The sequence below is a fragment of the Teredinibacter turnerae T7901 genome (genome assembly GCF_000023025.1).
Lineage (GTDB): Bacteria > Pseudomonadota > Gammaproteobacteria > Pseudomonadales > Cellvibrionaceae > Teredinibacter > Teredinibacter turnerae_B.
In genome coordinates, this window is record NC_012997.1 from 1,978,181 (window position 1) to 1,999,189 (window position 21,009).

A 21,009-nucleotide genomic window follows, 5' to 3' on the forward strand; every position below is an offset into this window, starting at 1 on the left:
GTGATTAAGACAACAGCTTCGGGAGCGGGATACTGCGGTTTTGCTGCAACTTGTAAGATCCCTGTCCACAAAGCATCATGGATTGGTATGTTGCGCGGCATTTGACTGGAGGCGCGGGTATGCGCCTCGCCAGTAAATTTTGTCTAGTCTCTTGTGCGCAGGAGCAAACCTCGGCACTCTCCGTGCTGCGAGGCCGCATCGAGTGCGGCAAGGTCGTTGGCGCTCAAGCAGTCTATGGCAGTGACAACTACATCGCTGCGGCCGTTATTCAGTGCTTCCCAGAACATCCACTTGGCATCTTCTTCATCCTTCGCATAAACCAACCTGACGTTGTTCAATTTGAAGCCCTGCTGAACAAGAAACTGCTTGCTAATGGGCGTCAGGGTAATCCAGGTAAACCAGCGATTATTGGCCGACCTGCTCAGATGCGCGAGCATCGGGAGCGCCAGCGCGAACGGTGGCTCGCTCTGAGACATAATGATTTCAGTCACGCCATGGTCCAGGGCTTTGCGGGCACGAGGTCCTGCCGCTTGCGCTGGGCTTGCTGAATGTAATGGGGTAGCGGCCATTGGTAAGTCCTCTATGAACGGCGTATTACGCCGACACTCAATCCTTCGATAGCGAAGTTGGCGTCGCGCAAATCCACTTCAATGACATTGAAATCCGGGTTCTCCGGCCATAATTCTACCTGCGCACGATTGCGCTCCCGTTTGAAACGTTTTACGGTGACCTCATTATCGATTCTGGCCACTACAATATCGCCGTTTCGTACCTGGTCGGTTTTGTGGACGGCGAGTAAATCTCCGTCAAGAATGCCGATGTCTTTCATGCTCATGCCATGAACGGTGAGCAGGAAGTCCGCTTTTGGGCTAAAAAAGTTATGGGGTATGTCGCAGTAGTCTTCTATGTGTTCTTGCGCGAGGATCGGGCTACCAGCGGCAACGCGGCCAACCAGGGGTATGCCAGACTGAACTTCAGGAAGGCGGATGCCGCGTGAGGCACCGGCGATCATCTCGATAGCCCCTTTGCGAGCGAGCGCCTTAAGATGCTCTTCTGCAGCATTCGCGGATTTAAACCCCAGAATTTCGGCGATTTCCGCCCGGGTAGGTGGGTAGCCGGTTTCAGCGATGTGATCTCGAATAAGATCGAGGATTTGTTGCTGCCGAGCTGTGAGTTTGATCATACGGTTCTCGCTCTTAAAGGGTGCAGTATTGGCGGCTAGGTGATACCAAATTTATATCTGTTTGTTTATACAGTATTTGGTATTATATACAGTATTCTTTGCGGTGCAACCACATCCGTCACTTGGTTACCCAGGCGGTGGAAAGAAAGTGCGAGCACCCCTTGCTACAGGTTAATAATGGAAACTGAAGAAAAACAGCTAAGCTCCCAGAAGGGAGGCTTCGTCGGTCGGCATATCCGAAGAGTCAAGGGGCGAATCCAATCAAGAATTCGGGAAAAGGCAATAGATAGAGCAAGGACCCGGATTTATTTACATGGTAAGCGTCCGGAAGATTATGACGATGAGATTCTAGAGGTCATCGTTAAAGAAGAGGAAGATAAACTCAAATCAGAACTCAAAGACAAAACTATAGTCGCATTGCTCGCGGCCTTGGGTATTTCGTTCTGGTCTTAGTGAATTTGCGGCTCAGCGGTAAAAACCAATGTTCAAGTTTCTAACAAAGTCTTTGATAGTTACGGCGCTTTGGAAGCACTATAAGCGACTAATTATATCCTCCGCAGTGCTGTTCGCGAGCTATTTCGTGATAGCCGCGGCCCACAGGGATTTTCTTGAGTACGCTCAAAAAATAGATAGCCGCGACTATGTCGGCATTTCCTACGTTGTGAAATGGCTTGTTTACGTTTGCATAACGGGCGCTTTTTATTGGCTGAACACACTGGGTGAGCCTTCTTCAAAACCTGCTGAAAACGAAGAAAAAATTTATACCATGCAGTCGAATAATCGGCGGTCGGAAAAACAGGCGACTGTTGAGACTACAGATGTTTTCGACTCGATAAGAAAAAAGGGAAGGTTGCGTAGTCGGGCTGATGTGCAAATGGCTGAGCAAAAGCGGAACAAGTGAACAGTTCGTCTCAGGGCTAACTGTGTAGTATCTATTGTGTTCCGGGGGATACTTCGTGGCTAACGCAAGACTGCTTGGAAAATTGAGTAGCATGTGATGTTACGTACTAACTGTGGCGTCGTGGCGCGCTAGAACGACTGTTTGACTTACCAATTTCCACGTCGTTATTCAATCCACTATTGGTTTCAATGAATGCCCCTTCTTTTGTAGCAACGGTTTGCCTTTGTGTCGAACGCAAGATTTTTTGAACCTGATTTGATGATTTACATACGATAAGTGTGTATTGTTGATGACCGTTGAAAATTGTGGGTTAACTGGTTGAAAAATAGGTGTATTCATAGATATCTAACATTGTCGTTGTATATAATATAAGCGGTTATATTGTGGGGTTAGACCAATAAAAATAATCTAACTCCAGCATATAAACCGGCGCCGCAAGTTATTGGATGAGGCGCATAAAAATCCCAAGAGGAGCAGGGTATGGCACAGGCTGAAACAGTAGAAAAAATCCTCAACGCAGCGTTAGTGCTGTTTGCTGAGCGGGGGTTCGCGGAAACGTCGCTGCGAACGATTACCGGTATGGCTGATGTTAATTTGGCCGCAGTGAACTATCACTTTGGTTCAAAAAAAGAGTTGATTCAGGCGGTTTTTTCTAAATTTTTGCAACCTTTTTGCGAGATTCTGGAGAAGGAGCTTGACAGTTTGGAGGCTGCACAACCGGAAGGTGGAGCGCCGAGCGCGGAGCAGGTAATTTCCTGTGTTTTAGACACAATGTTAAAAACCACTACTGTGTGTGGTGTTAGCGTGCAACGCTTAACGCGTTTGTTAAATTTGGCCTACACGCAGTCGCAGGAACACCTACGGCATCACTTGGTCGCTAATTTTGGTAAAACGTACCATCGGATGACCACATTAATGCATAAAACCATGCCGGGCGTCTCACCTGTTGAGTTTTATTGGCGCTTGTATTTTATGCTTGGCGCGGCAGTGTTTACTCTTTCGAGTTTTGATTCTTTGCGCTCTATTTTGAATACAGACTACAGCACCGATACTGAGCTTGAAGAAGTTTTGCATTTGATGGTTCCTGCTTTGGCAGGTATGTTGAGATCACCCCATGACCCAACCTGAGTTAGGCCCGGTTGTACTGGACGTTGACGGTACAACCCTTTCTGAAAGTGACGTAAATCTCCTACAAAACCCTTGGGTAGGCGGGGTAATTCTTTTCTCCCGTAATTACACCAATGTTATGCAGCTTTGTGGATTAACCGCTGAAATTCGCAAGGCCTCACCGAACATAGTCATTGCTGTTGACCACGAAGGTGGTCGGGTGCAGCGCTTTGGTGGCGAGTTCACGCCTATTCCGGCGATGCAGCAACTGGGAAATCTCTATGTTAAGTCGCCAGTAGAGGCGTTGGCACTTACCCATGAAACGGGCTGGTTGCTTGCGGCGGAGCTCATTGCGTGTGGGTTGGACATGAGCTTTACGCCGGTGCTGGATGTGGACGATTGCCGTAGCCAGATTATTGGGAGTCGCAGTTTTGGACCAGATCCTGCGGCTGTCATTGCCCTTTCTGAAGCGCTAACAGATGGTTTAATTGAAGCTGGCATGTCGGCCACAGGCAAGCATTTCCCTGGCCATGGTGGCGTCGTAGAAGATAGCCACTTGGAGTTACCGGTGGATAATCGTAGTTTCGACGAGGTGGCCAGGCACGATCTCCAGCCGTTCAAAGCATTACTCCCTAAGCTCGAAGCCATCATGCCTGCGCATATTCATTTCCCCCAAATAGCCTCGGAACCTGTGGGCTTTTCCTCATTCTGGTTGCAGCAGGTTCTGCGTGAGGACCTTGGGTTTAACGGTATTATATTCAGCGATGATCTCACAATGGAGGGCGCGGTCACTGCGGGTGATTATGGCGAGCGTACACTCAAAGCATTGGCGGCAGGCTGCGATAGTGTCTTGATCTGCAATAATCCAGCCGGGGCGCAAGAGGCGTTGGCTCGCCTTGATGCGACCTTCTCGACTGTATTTCCATCTCGGCTCGAATGCATGCGTGCCAAACGGTGCTTCGAGTGGGATTCTCTACGCGGGTCTGCCCGAGCGAAGGGAGTACGAGCTCAACTCGAGAGCTTAGTTGCACGTAGCTAGCGGTGTTTGTCGGTGAGGATCGCCGCCTTTGCTGAGGCGAAATATGCGTGTCATGGGGGCGAGTTATAAAGCTTTGATGGCGAGGTTCATTACAGCTCCACCCACGACGCGTCAAACTACAGGTTCTGTGGGAGTTTCGTAGTTTCTCGATTTTTTATTAGCGCGCTCGTATGTGTGTTCGGGCTATGGGTTTTGATTCGCTGAAAAAGCTCTGATCCTTTCCGGTTGGATTTTACTAAACTTGGGTTTAGTAAAATTCGGGGCGAGTTAAAGTTGGGTGTCTTGATATTTAGGTTTGTAAAAGGCTCCCTAAGAATTCAAAGGCTACACTTTACATTGTGAACAAATAAAACTTACGGTGTCGAGATCTGTAAAAATTATGCAAGCCGGCACCGTGATAACGTTTGGACACACCTTTCGATATCAACCTCGATGCACTTTCTCACAGCTAAGCTTCATTCATGGTTTTTCTCTCAGCACATCTGTGAATCCGCGTTGGCTTTATTTTTCAGTCTTTCTCTTTTTTATGGGCGCTTCAGGTTTCTTTTTCAGGGAGGTCTTGTTGCTTTTGTGTGTGTAATTATTTTTTGATGGCCCAGTCGACAATAATTGATTTAAAAAACTGTCATCAATACTCCTTTTTTTTGTGGAAGGCTTTGGTTTGATAAGCATTTAAGCAAGAGGTTAATACCCGTGGATATTTTACAGGCGATACGTACCGCATTCGCGGCTGGGATAGGTGAGTCCAACCTTTGGATTGCCGATAGTTTTGTTATTGTTTTTTTGACTTTATTGGCAGCGGCCATTGCCGGTTGGTTTATGGCTAAGTTGGAATCCAGGGCTGCGCGAACCCACAATCTTTGGGACGATGCGTTGGTTATTAGTGTTAGGCGCCCATTAAAGTGGCTGATTTGGGGGATAGGGTTAACCCTGGCGGCTGAAATAGCAGGCCAGCACGCGGATTCAATTGTGTTGGCATCAGTCGATTGGGTGCGCCGGTTGGGCGCTATAGTGATAAGCGTGTGGTTTCTCAACGGCTTTATCACTCGTGCCGAAGCCAATTTGATGGACGCCGAATTCACCCATAAGCCGATGGATAAAACCACGGCAATGGCTTTAGGTAGATTGTTGCGTATCTCGGTAATTATCACGGCCGTTTTGGTGGGCCTGCAGTCGCTGGGGTATAGCGTTTCTGGTGTGCTGGCTTTCGGGGGTATTGGGGGTATTGCAGTGGGTTTTGCAGCGAAGGATTTGCTGGCTAACTTTTTTGGAGGTTTGATGATTTACCTGGATCGGCCTTTTGCTGTCGGTGACTGGGTGCGTTCTCCGGACAAAAATATTGAGGGCACTGTGGAGGACATAGGCTGGCGGTTGACGCGCATCAGGACTTTCGACAAGCGCCCACTGTACGTTCCAAATTCCACGTTCACGCAAATTTCCGTTGAAAATCCCTCACGCATGACCCACAGGCGCATTTATGAAACGGTCGGTATCCGCTACGATGATGGGGTGAAAATGGGGGAGATAATTGTAGACGTAAAAGCGATGCTTAGGTCGCACCCAGAAATTGATTCAGATAACACGTTAATAGTTAATTTTAATCAGTTTGCCACGAGCTCTCTAGACTTCTTCGTGTACTGCTTTACTCACACCACTGAGTGGGTGAAATACCACGAGGTAAAACAGGATGTGTTGTTAAAGATTCTGGATATTATTCAAAAACATGGTGCGCAATGTGCCTTTCCCACCTCCACCTTGCATGTACCGGATACGCTTCGGTTTGAGTCAAATTTATCTGAGTAGAATCCTGGGGCAATTCAAAGAAGTGCCCCCTAGCGCATTGGTGAGCAAGGGGTTGGAGCGAGGCAGGTTAGAGTTGAGGTTATATCGTCCGCGACGCTTGCGGGGGTTGGTCAATGTATTATGCGCCAGTTTTTCATTCTCGCTTCGCCAACGTCTGATAAGTCTCACCCGTTTAACTGGCTTTGGGTAGCGCGGAGTTGACCAATGCGGGCTGTTCGTTTTCGTGCTTCAGGTCTCATTATTTTTGAGCAGGAGAGCGCGAAGAGCGTCTTTCCTATGTTGGGGTTATGTGTGCTTTCGTAATATTTTTTGGCGTGTATGTTCATATTTGATTGGCTAGCTTGGTTTGCGCTTGCGAAGCCATTCAGTTTTTATATGGGGTGTGCACTCACTTGCATCGTTGAATGGGTCTATTCGAAGTTAATACTTTTTGTAGTCGCATTCAGCGAATTAATTTTGCTCTTGGGTTGGTGCTCGCTTACCGATGGTGCGAAGGACTTGCCGCGAGAGTATGGACTGTGAGTAAGGTCCGCCCGGTTGCTCAATCATGGGGCGTTGGCGGAAGCGTGTGTGTAGATCGTCTGCCAAGTAACCATGTTTGATGTGTGTGGTGTCTTTGGGTAGATAAAAATGCCAGATTTTGATGAGAGTTTAGTCATCCAGTAATTTGGTTAAGCGGTTACCACACATATGAACTGATCCGTCTAGTTGGAGAAAATTGCTGAATTAAACAATCTAAAAGATGTTTTAGCGGATACGCTCACAAAAGCACGCGCCGCTTTTTGCCTTCCGCTTTTTAAACTATAGACATTAAGTTTATTTTCCCTTATGGTCACAAAGTCCGTGTTAGCTGTAAGTCCTATTTGCGAAGTTTAATTTTTTACTGGTCATACAATTGTACGAAGTTAAATAATCGCAGCAGTATTTGATTTATGCGCCAACGACCTTCGAGACAAGGCGAAGGGGACAAAAAAACCCAGGAACTAACATAATAAAAAGTTAAATGAGGTGTGACATGGCTGCTCGAGAACTCGGCACTGTCAAATGGTTCAACAATGCGAGTGCGAGAGGGTATGGATTTATCACTCGTGGCGAAGAATCCGAAGATATCTTTGTTCACTATAGAAACATCCGTGGCGAAGGTTACCGCTCTTTGACTGAAGGGCAAAAAGTAGAGTTTGAACTTCAGAAAGGGGAAAAGGGACTTCAAGCGGAAGACGTATCAGCAGTTTAGATACGTTTTAACAATAAGGACGATCCCGTCGGATGCTTTCAGTTTGCAGTCGAAGGTTATTCGAGTTTATTAAAGCCAGCTCCCGAAACTAGTATTTCTGGAACGGTATTTTCAAGAAAGCCCGGCTGATGCCGGGTTTTTTGTGTCTGTAAGATGGGGTTGTATTGAGTCTTGTTTGAGAGTGGCGTCCCGATCAAGACTGACTTGTCTGTTCTGTTTCCTGGTGAGAAGGGATATACGGCATGATTTTGATAATAATTCCCAATTCCGGGTGGTCAATATAATGCAACTCATTGCTGCGCATGCGCCGCTTCTGATCAAGTTTTACTATGTGCTTCACCAAAAAGGGCTGATCTGCCATTGAAAGTAGCGTCGAGTCGAGGCCGGTAACAGCGGCGCTAGTGGGGTTGAATTCTGTAGCACCTCCAACTTGGAGGTTTATTCCATTGACGCTTCCAGAGCGATTTGTATTGAGATTGAAGCCTGTATCTAGCGGAAGGTTGCCCAAGCCGAGGTCACTCGTGCTTGTCAGCTCCAGGGTTTCTGGCTCTGGAGGAAGGGGAATCGTTGGCCAATGGTAGTCAGCCTGTCCGTAGTTGGTTTCGTATTCTGCAAGCCAAAGATCTGTATGTAAATGCAAATAACGGCTTACGCTCAGCGTAATTGTGCCCTCGAGTTCGTGATGATTCCCGTAACTTTCGCCACCTTGTATAACAATCGCTGGTGCATCTTTAAGTGCCTTCATAGGTTGCGCCCAGGTGGCATGGAACAGTGGCGAGAGTGATCGATCACGGTTGATGGCGTATTCTGCACCGCGAATGAACATCGCGTCTTTGGGTAAAAGTACGAAGGGTTCTTCTTGCTGTTCTGGATCTGGCTCCCGCTCTGTTAGTGCGGTGTCAGGCGTATTGACAGGCTCTGATGAAGTACTCTGGTCAGAGCTAAATTCGCTATCTGTAACCTCTGGTGGTTGTGCTGCGTCACTATTGGGGTCGCGTAAATATTGGACATTGGGGGGGTAGGCGAGCGCGATATTCTTTGGCCATACCTCTTGCGTAGCGTTTGACTGGTTTCGCTTGAAAACCAGTATCTCCACTTGATACCAACTTTCCTGTTGGTCTTCGGTTTGGGCGTACAGGGGGAGAGGCAAACACATCAATGCCGAAAGCACGGCATTTTGCAAAGACAAAGAAAATCGCATTAACTGGCCTGTTGTAGTTGAGTAAGTACATGGGTTACCTGGTGCAATCGCTCCTCAGGGGTTTCCATGTCAAAGCTGAATTTTAAATGGTTTGCGCCGTCGAGTCGGAAATGTTGTGGCATTTTTTGAACCAGCTTAACAATTGTAAGCGGATCGACCTGAGTCTGGCTGGCAAACTCAAGGCGGCCGCCCTGCCTGCTGGCTTCGACCTTGGTGATACCCATTTGTTCTGCCTGGAAGCGTATCTGTGTTTGACGGAACAAGTTTTTCAAGGGCTCCGGAAGCAGCCCAAAACGATCTATCATCTCAACCTGGAGTTCATTGAGGTCGGCTTCATCTTTTACTGAGGCGATACGCTTGTATAGTATCAGGCGAGTGTGGACATCGGGTAGGTAGTCGTCTGGGATCAGTGCCGGGATGCGCAGATTAATTTCGACGCCTTGCTGTTCCGGTTGATCCAGGTCGATGGTTTTACCTTCTTGAATCGCTTTCACCGCCCGCTCGAGCATATCCATGTAAAGCGAAAAGCCGATGGCCTGCATCTGCCCGCTCTGCTCGTCGCCGAGCAACTCGCCTGCACCGCGAATTTCCAGGTCGTGGGAGGCGAGAGTAAACCCCGCGCCCAGGTCTTGCGCTTCTGCGATGGCTTCCAGGCGCTTGAGGGCGTCATTGGTCATGGCTTTTTTGTTGGGGGTCATCAAATAAGCGTAAGCCTGGTGGTGGGAGCGCCCAACACGTCCCCGCAATTGGTGGAGTTGGGCCAGACCGAACTTGTCAGCCCGCTCAATGACGATGGTGTTCGCTGTAGGGACATCAATCCCAGTCTCGATAATCGTAGTGCTGACCAAAATATTAAAGCGCTTGTGATAGAAGTCTGACATCACACTTTCCAGCTCTCGCTCGCGCATTTGACCATGGCCGATACCGATACGTGCTTCGGGCACCAGCGCCTGTATCTCCTGTGCACGCCGGTCGATGCTTTTTACCTCGTTGTGCAGAAAGTAAACCTGGCCACCGCGTAAAATTTCTCGCAGTATCGCTTCTTTTATAAGGTTGTCGTCGCTCTCTCGCACGAAGGTTTTTACCGATAGCCGTTTGGCGGGCGGTGTGGCGATTATCGAAAGGTCACGAATGCCATTCATCGACATGTTAAGTGTGCGTGGAATTGGTGTTGCTGTTAGGGTGAGAATATCGACCTCTGTCCGCAACGCCTTCAGTGCTTCCTTCTGTCGCACGCCAAAGCGATGCTCCTCATCGATAATTACCAGTCCCAGATTGGGGTACTTGAAGTCCCCTAGTATCAATTTGTGCGTGCCAATGAGAATGTCCACGCTGCCTTGTTCGAGTCTCTGCTGTACGTTGGTGAGCTCCTTTTGACTGCGAAAGCGGGAGACGACTTCGATATTTACCGGCCAGTCTGCGAATCTGTCCTTAAAGTTGTCGAAATGTTGTTGTGCCAGCAGTGTTGTAGGTACCAGAACCGCAACCTGTTTGCTGTTTTGTACAGCGATAAAGGCAGCGCGCATCGCAACTTCCGTTTTTCCGAAACCGACGTCGCCACAGACCAGGCGATCCATGGGTTGCGCTGAGAGCATGTCGTCGCGGACTGCACGAATAGCTGATTGCTGGTCTGGCGTTTCTTCAAACGGGAACCCTGCGGCGAACTGATCGTAGGCCTCCTTGGGATTGTCGTAACTGAACCCTTGCCGGGCCTTCCGCTTTGCATAAATCTCGAGCAATTCTGCTGCGACGTCGCGTATTTGTTCTGCGGCTTTTCGCTTCGCTTTTTGCCAGGTTTCGCTGCCAAGCCGGTGAAGTGGTGCCAGCGCCGGGTCGGCGCCGCTGTAACGACTGATCATATGCAGGTTGGCAACCGGGACATAGAGCTTGGTGTCGTCTGCGTATGCCAAAACCAGGAACTCATCTGCCTGGCCATCGTGTTCTATCGTCTGTAGGCCTTTATAGCGGCCGACGCCGTGGTCCAGGTGCACTACGGGTGCATCGAGCTTAAGCTCAGTGAGATTCTTAATGATGTTGTCGGGGTCTTCCGCGTTCTTACTGCGCCGACGTCGTTGCTGTACGCGGTTGCCGAACAGCTGTTGTTCGGCAATCAGAATGAAACCGGGTTGCTGACAGTTAACGGTGTTGTCGAGTTGCGCTACGGTAATCGCGATTTTTTGCTGGCTTTCAAGGAAGCTGAAGACCGAAGTCGATTCTTCCGGACGTACACCAATTTTTTTTAGCTGTTCTTTTAGCGTTTCCTTTCGGCCGGAGCTCTCTGCGCAGAAAAGTACCCGCTTATCGGTCCGATTCAGGAAGGACTCAAGGAGGTGTAGCGGATTGTTCGCTTTACTGTCCACACTCAGCGCCGGGGACGTAGAAAGCATTAAGTTGTCGCTTCCTTTACCTTCTACTATCGATTGATTATATAAGGTGACTCTTGGATAGGGTTTCATCGCGCTGTATAGCGCGTTGACTGGATGAAATGCCCGGTGAGTAGGGAGAATAGGTCTTTCGCGGTCACCATTGCGGCTTAAGTAGCGGCTTTCTATATCTTTCCAATGATTTTCGATGGCTTGCGGAACCTTCTCATGCACAAAGAGCAAGGTTTTTTCCGGGGCGTCCGCTAGGTAGTCGAATAACGTCGCCGTTTCATCAAAAAACAATGGTAAGTAATACTCGACCCCGGCGGGGGATAATCCTGAGCTGATGTCCTGAAACACAGGGCACGCGCTGTGGTCTACGTCGAAGGTTTCATACCAACGGCTTTTGAAAGCGTTGATTCCGGCCTTGTCGAAGGGAAATTCCTTTCCGGGCAACAGCTCGATGCTTTCAACTTGGGTGATTGTCCGTTGGGTCTCCGGATCGAACTCCCGCAGGGAGTCTACGCTGTCATCAAAAAGTTCGATGCGATAAGCTGCGCGGCTTCCCATAGGGTATACATCAATTAATGCACCGCGCACCGCAAATTCGCCGTGCTGGTATACGGTGTCTACGCTGGTGTATCCTGAATTGGTTAAATGATGGCGAAATTCTTCTCGGTCGAGCTGATCGTTAACTTTCAACACCAGGCTGTGGCTTAGAATATAGTCGGTCGGGGGTAAACGCTGCAAGAGTGTCGAAGATGCAACAATTATGATGCAATTGTCGCTCGCATGCAGGTGATACAGACACCGCATTCGCTCTGAAATGATGTCCTGATGAGGAGAAAAACTGTCGTAGGGGAGTGTTTCCCAATCGTTAAACAGGTAAACTTTGCGCCCGTTGTTGCGACCCTTTTGCAATACCTCGATGTCGCTTTTAAATATTTCCGCGGTAGCCATATCCGGCGCCACTACGACGCAGTTGCCTGAAAAGTTCTGTGCCGATTCCACAATTGAAAGTGCGGCTCCAGATGAGCCAATCAGTTGGCCCCAACTGCGTTTATCATTGGGTTTTGTGGGGATTTCTGGTAGAAATGTGGCGTCTTTCATTACATCAAGCTTTGGTTAAGGGGCGGCTATTCTATCCGCTTTAGGTAGTTTTGTGGGTGATCTAGCCAGAGCATAGAAGGTTGCTGCTTGCAAAGTGGTTAGCGCTATAACTTTTTGACCGATGTAGGTCTTCCTTTAAAAAGTGTTCGTAAAAACAACAGGTTAATGCTTTTTTTTGCGGATGTGACTGGCGTTGACTCCATCTGATCCTTATAATTGGCGCGATTTTTTCAGGGCGCCCTTATGCTGGATATCCATATCGCAGCTGACGCCCGCCACCGAGAGACCGTGTTTCTGCGAGAAATGAACTATTCTTTTGGTGGGCTTCTCGGGACGGTGGAAATCCACGCCGCAGATGTCGAATGTACAGATTTCACAAGGCTCGCGCGATGCGGGGGCTCACTGTTAGGTAGAACTGGACGTTAAGAATATTGACGCAACGGCGCAGATCGCCGGTGTGTTTCTTTTTTCAAAAACAACTCATCTCAATCTCTAAACTAGGCAAGACGTATGATCAAGATCCGTCGCGGATTGGATTTACCGATCACCGGGGAACCCCGGCAATCCATTGAAGATGGCCCTTCGATTCGCTCTGTCGCCGTTATAGGTTTCGATTACCACGGTATGAAACCAACAATGGCTGTTCAGGAAGGCGATAAAGTTAAGAAAGGGCAACTCCTGTTCACCGATAAAAAAACCGAAGGGGTGCGCTACACTGCACCAGCATCAGGGACTGTGTCTGCTGTTAATCGCGGTTACCAGCGCGTATTGCAGTCTGTAGTTATTGATGTTGAAGGTGGCGAAGCCGAAACTTTCGCGAAGTACAGTGAAAGTGATCTTGCAAATCTCGCACGTCAGCAGGTGGTAGACAACCTGAATGACGCGGGTTTGTGGGCGGCTATCCGTACACGTCCTTTCAGCAAGGCGCCTGCTCTGGATGCAGTGCCTGCCGCAATCTTTGTTAGCGCAATGGATACCAATCCTCTGGCTGCTGACCCAACGCTGATTATTAACGAACGCCCGCAGAGTTTTATCAACGGGCTGGTGGTGTTGAGCAAACTCACTGAGGGCAAACTGTTCGTTTGTCATGCAGAGGGTGCATCCGTACCGCAAAGCAGTGTTGCAACTTATGAAACCTTCGGTGGCGTTCACCCCGCAGGCAACGTGGGAACACACATGCATTTCCTGGCGCCGGTGAGTCTCGAACGTCAGTCATGGAGTGTTGGTTACCAGGACGTTATGGCGATAGGCGATCTGTTCACCTCGGGTGAATTGGCGTCAGAGCGCGTAGTTGCTCTCGGTGGCCCACAAATGGAGAACCCGCGGCTGGTTCGTACCCTCGTGGGCGCAAGCCTCGAAGAGCTGACCGCAGGGCAGCTTAAAGCTGGCGAAAACCGAATGATTTCAGGGTCGGTTTTTGGTGGTCGCAACGCATACGGCCCGACAGCATTCCTGGGGCGTTATCACAACCAGGTTTCGGTGCTTGCAGAAGGACGTGAACGTCCTTTTATGCATTTCGTCGTGCCAGGCTCGAAGCGCTTTTCAGCGCTGCCAATCTACATCTCTACCCTTATGAAGGGTAAAAAATACGACTTCACCACGTCCTGTAACGGCAGTGAACGGGCAATGGTGCCCACCGGCAGTTACGAGCAGGTTATGCCGCTCGATATTCTGGCGACTCAGCTGCTGCGTTCGTTGATTGTTGGTGATACCGAAATGGCTCAGAAACTGGGCTGCCTGGAACTGGATGAAGAGGACCTGGCATTGTGTAGTTTTGTTTGTTCCGGCAAATATGAGTACGGCCCCATTCTTCGCGATAACCTGACTCGTATCGAGAAGGAGGGTTAAACCATGAAAGCTTTACGTAACTTCTTCGACTCTATTGAGCCGCATTTCCACAAAGGCGGCAAATTGGAAAAATGGTATCCGCTGTTCGAAGCCGCAGACACCATTTTTTATCAGCCCAATGACGTGACAAAAACCACGGCTCACGTGCGCGACGGTATCGACCTCAAACGCGTCATGATTATGGTGTGGTTGTGTGTTTTCCCAGCAATGTTCTACGGCATGTATAACCTGGGTTGGCAAGCTAACACGGTTCTTGCCGATATGGGGGCCACAGGCATTGATGGCTGGCGCGGAGCGATTATCGCGGCACTTTCTGGCTTTAACCCCGATAGCGTGTGGGATAACTTCGTTTACGGTGCAACTTTCTTCCTTCCTATATACGCCACGGTATTTATTGTTGGTGGTTTTTGGGAAGTTCTGTTCGCCATGAAACGTGGTCACGAAGTCAATGAAGGCTTTTTCGTAACATCGATTCTGTTTGCACTAACCTGCCCACCGAGTATTCCATTGTGGCAGGCTGCACTGGGCATTAGCTTCGGTGTGGTACTGGGTAAAGAGGTTTTCGGTGGTACGGGTAAGAACTTCCTCAACCCTGCATTAACCGGCCGTGCGTTTCTTTTCTTTGCGTACCCTGCGTCCATGTCAGGTAACGCCGTTTGGGTTGCTGTAGATGGGTATTCTGGCGCGACTGCGCTGTCCGTCGCTGCACAGGACGGCATGACCGCTCTCTACTCGCAAATGAGTTGGCTGGATGCCTTTTTCGGCAAAATGGCAGGTTCTATTGGTGAAACATCCACACTTGCTCTGTTAATTGGTGGTGTTGTGTTGCTGGTCACGCGCATTGCGGCGTACCGCATCGTGTTTGGTGTAATTTTGGGCACGATTGCGACCACGCTTATCTACAACGCGACCGGTGATGCAGAGTCGAATCCTATGTTCGCGATGCCGTTCTGGTGGCATATGGTGCTGGGTGGCTATGCGTTTGGTCTGTTTTTCATGGCAACCGATCCGGTATCCGCGTCAATGACCAATGCTGGTAAGTGGTGGTTTGGTGCGTTGATTGGCTTCATGGTCGTCACTATACGGGTTGTGAACCCGGCGTTCCCTGAAGGCATGATGTTGGCGATTTTGTTCGGCAATTTGTTTGCGCCGTTAATCGACCACTTTGTTGTTCAATCCAATATCAAGCGGAGGTTAGCACGTGGCTAATAACGATACGATTAAAAAGACCATCACGGTCGCGCTATTGTTGTGTATCGTGTGCTCGGTAGTGGTCTCCACCGCTTCGGTGGTACTTAAGCCCGCCCAGGAAGCGAACAAGCGGCTGGACTTTAACCGCAACATCTTGATGGCTGCTGGCATGTACGACAGCAGTAAGAGCGTTGAATCGCAGTTTTCCTCTATCGAAGTAAAAATGGTCGACCTTAATACAGGTAAGTTCACCAGTGAGATAGACGCGGCAACATTCGATCAGCGCAAAGCGGCAAAGGATCCTAAGCTTTCCAGCGAGCTTTCGCCGGAAGAAGACGTTGCTAACCTATCCCGACGTGAAAACTTCGCCAAAGTTTATTTGGTAAAAGGTGGCGACAAGGGTTTCAGTACCGTGATATTACCGATCTCCGGTTACGGTTTGTGGGGCACTTTGTACGGTTTTCTGGCTGTTGAAAGCGATGGCAATACAATCGTGGGCTTAGGTTATTACGACCATAAAGAAACTCCGGGGCTGGGTGCGGAAGTGGATAACCCACGCTGGAAGGCATTGTGGGAAGGCAAGAAAATCTACGATGAAGACGGTGACGTCGCTATTTCTGTGATTAAAGGTAGTGTTGGTCCCAACACCGATGATGCTGAGCACAAAGTTGATGGCTTATCTGGCGCAACTCTGACCAGTGTGGGTGTTGACCACATGATGAAATTCTGGCTGGGGAGCGATGGTTACGGTCCCTTCCTGAAAAACCTGAAAGCAGGGGAGGCCTAATCCATGAAAGTAAAAGAACTTTTATTCAAGCCGATTCTGGACAACAACCCAATCGGTTTACAAATCCTCGGAATCTGTTCTGCGCTGGCGGTAACCAGCAGCATGAAGGTGACCTTGGTTATGTGTATTGCTTTAACCGCGGTGACAACTTGTTCCAACTTTTTTGTGTCGCTGATTCGCAAGCAGATCCCTAACAATATTCGGATTATTGCGCAAATGACGGTTATCGCGTCGTTGGTCATTCTGGTTGATCAAATCCTGAAAGCTGTGGCTTACGACATAAGTAAGCAGCTCTCAGTGTTCGTGGGGTTGATCATCACTAACTGTATCGTAATGGGGCGTGCAGAAGCGTTCGCCATGAAAAACCCGCCACTTGCCAGTGCGTTGGATGGGTTTGGTAACGGCCTGGGCTACAGTGCGATGTTGATTGCCCTGGCGATTGTTCGCGAGCTGTTTGGTTCCGGCTCGCTGCTGGGAATCGACATTCTGCAAACCGTTAACAACGGTGGCTGGTATGTTCCTAACGGCTTGCTGTTATTGCCGCCGAGCGCATTCTTCCTTATCGGCTTGTACATCTGGGCGATCCGCTCGTACAAGAAGGAACAGGTTGAAAAGCCCGATTTCAAAATCGCACCTAATACCAAAGCGCGGGAGGCTGTGTAATGGCTGATTTGATCGCATTATTTGTCCGCTCCGTATTTATTGAAAATATGGCGCTGGCGTTCTTCCTCGGTATGTGTACCTTCCTCGCAGTGTCGAAGAAGGTGGACGCCGCGATTGGTTTGGGCGTGGCGGTTGTCGTGGTTCAAACGGTTACCGTTCCCGTCAATAACCTGCTGTACACCTACTTTCTTGCTGATGGAGCGCTAGCCTGGGCTGGGTTGCCTAATGTTGACCTGAGCTTCCTGGGCTTGATCACCTATATCGGTGTGATTGCTGCGCTGGTGCAGATCATGGAAATGTTCTTGGATCGTTATGTGCCTGCGCTCTATAACGCTCTTGGAGTTTTTCTGCCACTGATCACCGTGAACTGCGCGATCATGGGCGGCTCCTTGTTCATGGTCGAACGTGACTACAACTTTGCAGAGAGCGTTGTGTTTGGTACTGGCTCCGGTTTCGGTTGGGCGCTTGCGATCACCGCGCTGGCGGGTATCCGTGAGAAGATGAAATACAGTGACGTACCTGAAGGTCTGCAGGGCCTGGGTATAACTTTTATCGTTGTTGGCTTGATGTCGTTGGGCTTCATGTCATTCGGCGGCATTTCACTGTAAGCGGCGAGGACGAATCAGAACATGAATATTGAAATTATCCTTGGTGTGGTCATGTTCACTGTTGTGGTGCTTGCGCTGGTGGGGATCATCCTCAGCGCTCGCGCCAAACTGGTGGCTAGTGGCGACGTCAACATTCTCATTAATGGCGAAAAAACCATTACAACACCCGCTGGTGGAAAACTGCTGCAAACACTTGCGGCAAATAATATTTTCCTTGCGTCGGCTTGTGGTGGTGGTGGTACCTGTGCCCAATGTAAATGTAAAGTTTTCGAGGGTGGCGGTTCCATGCTACCTACCGAAGAATCGCACTTTACTCGTCGCGATGAACGCGATGGCTGGCGTTTGAGCTGTCAGGTTGCGGTTAAGCAAGACATGAAAATTGAAGTGGACGAAGAGGTATTTGGTGTTAAACAGTGGGAATGCACTGTGGAATCCAATCCGAACGTTGCAACATTCATTAAAGAACTAACCTTGCGTCTGCCTGAGGGCGAAAATGTAGATTTCCGTGCTGGCGGTTACGTTCAGTTGGAGTGCCCGCCTCACCACGTTAAGTTCTCCGATTTTGAAATCGATGAAGAGTACCGTGGCGACTGGGAACACTTCGGTTTCTTCAAGCTGGAGTCCAAGGTGAATGAGCCGGTAATTCGCGCGTATTCGATGGCGAACTACCCAGAGGAAAAGGGCGTCGTTAAGTTCAATATCCGTATTGCGACACCTCCTCCCCGTACTCAGGGTTTGCCACCGGGTAAAATGTCGTCCTACGTTTTTGGTCTGAAACCGGGTGATAAGATCACTGTTTATGGGCCCTTCGGTGAGTTCTTTGCGAAAGACACCAATAACGAAATGGTATTTATCGGTGGTGGTGCCGGTATGGCGCCAATGCGTTCGCATATTTTCGATCAGCTTCGTCGTTTAAAAACAGACCGAAAAATGTCGTTCTGGTACGGCGCGCGTTCTCTGCGAGAGATGTTTTACGCAGAAGAGTACGATCAGCTTGCGTCGGAAAACGAAAACTTTGTATGGCACGTAGCTTTGTCTGATCCGCAACCGGAAGATAACTGGGAAGGGTATACAGGCTTTATTCACAACGTGTTGTATGAGAACTATCTGAAAGATCACCCTGCTCCGGAAGATTGTGAGTTCTACATGTGTGGACCTCCCATGATGAACGCAGCGGTTATTAAGATGTTGAAAGATCTCGGTGTGGAAGACGAAAATATTCTGTTAGATGACTTCGGAGGCTAACTACCGCCGTATGAATTTGGTATTACGTTTTATATCCAAATCGAGCGAAGCGAGGCCAGTATTACTGGCCTCGCTTTGTTTTTTTGTGCTTGTTGCATGCAGCAAAACGCCGGATCAGCGGGTACTGCGCCTCGAAGGGCGCACAATGGGTACGACCTACCATATCACTGCTGTGGCTGACCCATCTGTCACGATCGCAGAACCTGCGTTGCAAATGGAAATAGACAAGGATCTCGAAAACTTCAATCAGGTGATGTCCACCTATATTTCCGATTCAGAACTCTCGATGCTCAACCAGGAGCCAGTCGGCACCGCGATGGTAGTCTCGCAAAAGCTGTTCGACATACTGACCCTCAGTCGCAAGATTAGCGTCTTTACAGAGGGTGCGTTTGATATTACCGTCGGGCCCCTTGTGAATTTATGGGGCTTTGGGCCGGACGAAATGGAAGAAAAGGCACCTGACGCAGCTAAAATTGCATCGGCCTTGGCAACCGTGGGCTATGAGCACGTACAGTTGGACGCTGCCCACCGACAGGTAACACGGCTGGCTGACGTCTATGTAGACCTCTCCGCTATAGCTAAAGGTTACGGAGCTGACGAGGTTGCTGAACTATTGCACAGTCATGGTATCGAAAATTATATGGTGGAGGTTGGCGGCGAGCTGGTGTTGGCTGGCAATAACCCTGCTGGAAAACCCTGGCGAATCGGTATAGAGCAGCCTACGCTAGCTAAGACAGGCGTGAGTCAGGCCATTGCAATCGGCAAGGGCGGCATTGCAACCTCTGGTGACTATCGCAATTATTTTGAAGTAAATGGGCAGCGGTTTTCACACACTATCGATCCGGCGACTGGCCGGCCGATCACTCACGCGCTTGCCTCTATTACTATTGTTGCACCTACGTCTGGTGAAGCGGACGCTCTGGCAACAGCGATAAACGTCATGGGGCCGGAAAAGGGCTATGCGTTCGCTGTTAAGCATGGCTTGCCAGCCTATTTTATTATTCGTCATGGCGATGGCTTTGTGAGCAAGTCAACGCCAGAATTCGAGCAGTACAAGGTGAAGTTATGATTGTTTATTTTCTTGCGTTTGCAGTACTGGTGCTGGTAGTAACCGGCATGTCTGTTGGTGTAATTTTTAGTAATAAGCCCATCAAAGGTTCATGTGGTGGCTTGGGCGCAGTCGGCATAGATGGCGAGTGCGAAATTTGTGGTGGCGATATTCAAAAGTGTGAGGAAGAACAGGAGCGGCAGGCGAAAGAGTCGGCTCCCGCACCCGCAGCGATGTTTTACGATGCGGACAAAAAATAAACTATGTCAGATTTTGAATACGATCTTTTAGTCATTGGCGCTGGTCCTGCCGGGGAGTCGGCAGCGATGGCAGGCGTAAAAAATGGTTTGCGTGTGGGTGTAGTCGAGGCGCACAACATGCTTGGTGGAAACTGCGCTCACCGAGGCACTATTCCGTCCAAAGCGTTGCGAAATGCCGTGAAGCAGGCGATAGCCTACCACTCGCACCCGTTGTTTCGGCACATTCACGACAGCCAGCCTTTGACCTACCCACGGATACTTGAGGCTGCATCGCAAGTCATTCCAAAGCAAGTGGAGCTGCATACCGAATATTTCACTCGCAACCGAATTCGTGTGCACGAGGGCGTTGCCAGCTTTCTCGCAAAAGACAAAGTGGAAGTGATCGATTCTCAGGGTGCGAGAGACGTAGTCGCCGCGAAGGATATTTTAATTGCTACGGGGTCACGTCCTTATCGACCTACGGATATCGACTTTGATCATCCACGGGTTTATGACAGCGACACCATTTTGGAGATGAAGCACACCCCGCGTACGCTGATTGTATTTGGAGCCGGCGTTATTGGGTGCGAATACGCTTCAATATTTAGTGGCCTGGGCTTAAAGGTAGACCTTATTAATGGCCGCGAGCGATTGCTGAGTTTTCTCGATGACGAAATTTCCGATGCGTTGAGCTACCACTTGCGCAATAACGGCGTTATGGTCAGACACAGCGAGTCGCATGATCGTTTGGAATGCGACGATCATGGCGTGACACTGTATCTGAAGTCCGGTAAGCGTATACGTGCGGATGCGTTGCTCTGGTGCAACGGTCGCACCGGTAACACCGATTCACTGAATTTGGAAAAAATTGGATTGGCGGCGAATCACCGTGGCCAGATTAAAGTGGATAAGGCCTACCGCACTGAAATTGAGAATATTTATGCGGCAGGCGATGTCATAGGTTGGCCCAGTCTGGCGAGCGCGTCCTTCGACCAAGGGCGATCTGTGGTTGCGGCAATTCAAAACAGGGAAGTGCGATTCGTCGAAAACGCTCCGACTGGAATTTATACCATTCCAGAAATCAGTTCAGTGGGGCGCACAGAGTCGGAGCTGACCGCGGCACAAATACCTTATGAAGTGGGACGGGCATTTTTTAAAGATACAGCGCGAGCACAGATCAGTGGGGAAGATGTGGGGATGCTGAAAATCCTGTTTCATGTGGATACGCACGAAATTCTGGGTATCCATTGTTTTGGCGCGGAAGCTTCTGAAATTGTTCACATTGGTCAAGCAATCATGCAGCAGCCGGGCGAGGCGAACAATATCAGCTATTTCGCCACCAGTACGTTTAACTACCCGACTATGGCAGAAGCCTACAGAGTTGCTGCGCTCAACGGCTTGAATCGCGTTAACCGTCGTTAACGGTTACAAGACCAGCA

Annotated in this window: 18 protein-coding genes; 14 read left to right on the forward strand and 4 right to left on the reverse strand. The window is 49.5% G+C overall.

Annotated features, from left to right (window positions below; all coding sequences use genetic code 11):
• Nucleotides 1-143 precede the first annotated feature (143 nt).
• Both TERTU_RS08615 and lexA read right to left on the reverse strand, forming a co-directional pair.
• A complete protein-coding gene (locus tag TERTU_RS08615) occupies nt 144-569 on the reverse strand; it encodes a cell division inhibitor SulA (RefSeq protein ID WP_015818610.1) in 426 nt (141 codons plus the stop codon).
• Nucleotides 570-580: 11 nt separating this feature from the next.
• The gene (gene lexA, locus TERTU_RS08620) at nt 581-1,183 is read right to left on the reverse strand and encodes a transcriptional repressor LexA (protein ID WP_015818916.1); all 603 of its coding nucleotides are present in this window, start codon (nt 1,181-1,183) and stop codon (nt 581-583) included.
• Between the two features lie 177 nt (nt 1,184-1,360).
• Here lexA and TERTU_RS08625 point away from each other — a divergent pair, with 177 nt between their 5' ends.
• The 5 genes from TERTU_RS08625 to TERTU_RS08655 all read left to right on the forward strand — a co-directional run bounded on the left by TERTU_RS08625 (nt 1,361) and on the right by TERTU_RS08655 (nt 7,267).
• On the forward strand, nt 1,361-1,636 hold the full coding sequence (locus TERTU_RS08625) for a hypothetical protein (protein ID WP_018014391.1): 276 nt from the start codon (nt 1,361-1,363) through the stop codon (nt 1,634-1,636).
• A 928-nt stretch (nt 1,637-2,564) separates the two neighbouring features.
• Nucleotides 2,565-3,212: a TetR/AcrR family transcriptional regulator gene (locus TERTU_RS08635; RefSeq protein ID WP_015819244.1), complete on the forward strand. Its 648-nt coding sequence runs from the start codon at nt 2,565-2,567 to the stop codon at nt 3,210-3,212.
• Complete coding sequence (nagZ, locus tag TERTU_RS08640; protein ID WP_015819859.1) at nt 3,199-4,230, forward strand: beta-N-acetylhexosaminidase; 1,032 nt, start codon at nt 3,199-3,201, stop codon at nt 4,228-4,230. The genes TERTU_RS08635 and nagZ overlap by 14 nt, the downstream gene beginning before the upstream one ends.
• A gap of 693 nt (nt 4,231-4,923) precedes the next feature.
• Entirely contained in the window at nt 4,924-6,033 is a 1,110-nt protein-coding gene (locus tag TERTU_RS08645) for a mechanosensitive ion channel family protein (RefSeq protein WP_015820912.1), read from the forward strand.
• A gap of 1,015 nt (nt 6,034-7,048) precedes the next feature.
• Nucleotides 7,049-7,267, forward strand: coding sequence for a cold-shock protein (locus tag TERTU_RS08655; RefSeq protein WP_015817879.1), 219 nt, complete (start codon nt 7,049-7,051; stop codon nt 7,265-7,267).
• 193 nt (nt 7,268-7,460) lie between these two features.
• Here the strand turns inward: TERTU_RS08655 and TERTU_RS08660 are convergent, their stop codons facing one another.
• Both TERTU_RS08660 and mfd read right to left on the reverse strand, forming a co-directional pair.
• Nucleotides 7,461-8,468 carry a CsiV family protein gene (locus TERTU_RS08660; RefSeq protein ID WP_015818387.1) on the reverse strand — a complete coding sequence of 336 codons (1,008 nt, stop codon included), beginning with the start codon at nt 8,466-8,468 and terminating at the stop codon, nt 7,461-7,463.
• Complete coding sequence (gene mfd / locus TERTU_RS08665) at nt 8,468-11,941, reverse strand: transcription-repair coupling factor (RefSeq protein WP_015816970.1); 3,474 nt, start codon at nt 11,939-11,941, stop codon at nt 8,468-8,470. The genes TERTU_RS08660 and mfd overlap by 1 nt, the downstream gene beginning before the upstream one ends.
• A 510-nt stretch (nt 11,942-12,451) precedes the next feature.
• Between mfd and TERTU_RS08670 the strand changes: the two genes are divergently transcribed.
• Genes TERTU_RS08670 through sthA form a run of 9 tightly spaced genes read left to right on the forward strand, consistent with a single transcriptional unit; the run spans nt 12,452 to nt 20,992 of the window.
• Complete coding sequence (locus TERTU_RS08670) at nt 12,452-13,789, forward strand: Na(+)-translocating NADH-quinone reductase subunit A (protein ID WP_015817414.1); 1,338 nt, start codon at nt 12,452-12,454, stop codon at nt 13,787-13,789.
• A gap of 3 nt (nt 13,790-13,792) precedes the next feature.
• Nucleotides 13,793-14,998, forward strand: a complete 1,206-nt coding sequence (locus TERTU_RS08675) for an NADH:ubiquinone reductase (Na(+)-transporting) subunit B (protein WP_015819669.1) — start codon at nt 13,793-13,795, stop codon at nt 14,996-14,998.
• Nucleotides 14,991-15,767, forward strand: coding sequence for a Na(+)-translocating NADH-quinone reductase subunit C (locus TERTU_RS08680; protein ID WP_015820103.1), 777 nt, complete (start codon nt 14,991-14,993; stop codon nt 15,765-15,767). Before TERTU_RS08675 ends, TERTU_RS08680 begins: the two co-directional genes overlap by 8 nt.
• A 3-nt stretch (nt 15,768-15,770) precedes the next feature.
• The gene (locus TERTU_RS08685) at nt 15,771-16,430 is read left to right on the forward strand and encodes an NADH:ubiquinone reductase (Na(+)-transporting) subunit D (protein WP_015818833.1); all 660 of its coding nucleotides are present in this window, start codon (nt 15,771-15,773) and stop codon (nt 16,428-16,430) included.
• Complete coding sequence (nqrE, locus tag TERTU_RS08690) at nt 16,430-17,038, forward strand: NADH:ubiquinone reductase (Na(+)-transporting) subunit E (RefSeq protein ID WP_015819266.1); 609 nt, start codon at nt 16,430-16,432, stop codon at nt 17,036-17,038. Before TERTU_RS08685 ends, nqrE begins: the two co-directional genes overlap by 1 nt.
• A gap of 21 nt (nt 17,039-17,059) precedes the next feature.
• Nucleotides 17,060-18,283 carry an NADH:ubiquinone reductase (Na(+)-transporting) subunit F gene (gene nqrF, locus TERTU_RS08695; protein ID WP_015817266.1) on the forward strand — a complete coding sequence of 408 codons (1,224 nt, stop codon included), beginning with the start codon at nt 17,060-17,062 and terminating at the stop codon, nt 18,281-18,283.
• Between the two features lie 10 nt (nt 18,284-18,293).
• Nucleotides 18,294-19,352 carry an FAD:protein FMN transferase gene (locus tag TERTU_RS08700; RefSeq protein WP_015817873.1) on the forward strand — a complete coding sequence of 353 codons (1,059 nt, stop codon included), beginning with the start codon at nt 18,294-18,296 and terminating at the stop codon, nt 19,350-19,352.
• A complete protein-coding gene (gene nqrM / locus TERTU_RS08705) occupies nt 19,349-19,591 on the forward strand; it encodes a (Na+)-NQR maturation NqrM (RefSeq protein ID WP_015818748.1) in 243 nt (80 codons plus the stop codon). The genes TERTU_RS08700 and nqrM overlap by 4 nt, the downstream gene beginning before the upstream one ends.
• Before the next feature lie 3 nt (nt 19,592-19,594).
• A complete protein-coding gene (gene sthA, locus TERTU_RS08710; RefSeq protein WP_015819183.1) occupies nt 19,595-20,992 on the forward strand; it encodes a Si-specific NAD(P)(+) transhydrogenase in 1,398 nt (465 codons plus the stop codon).
• Nucleotides 20,993-21,009: the final 17 nt, after the last annotated feature.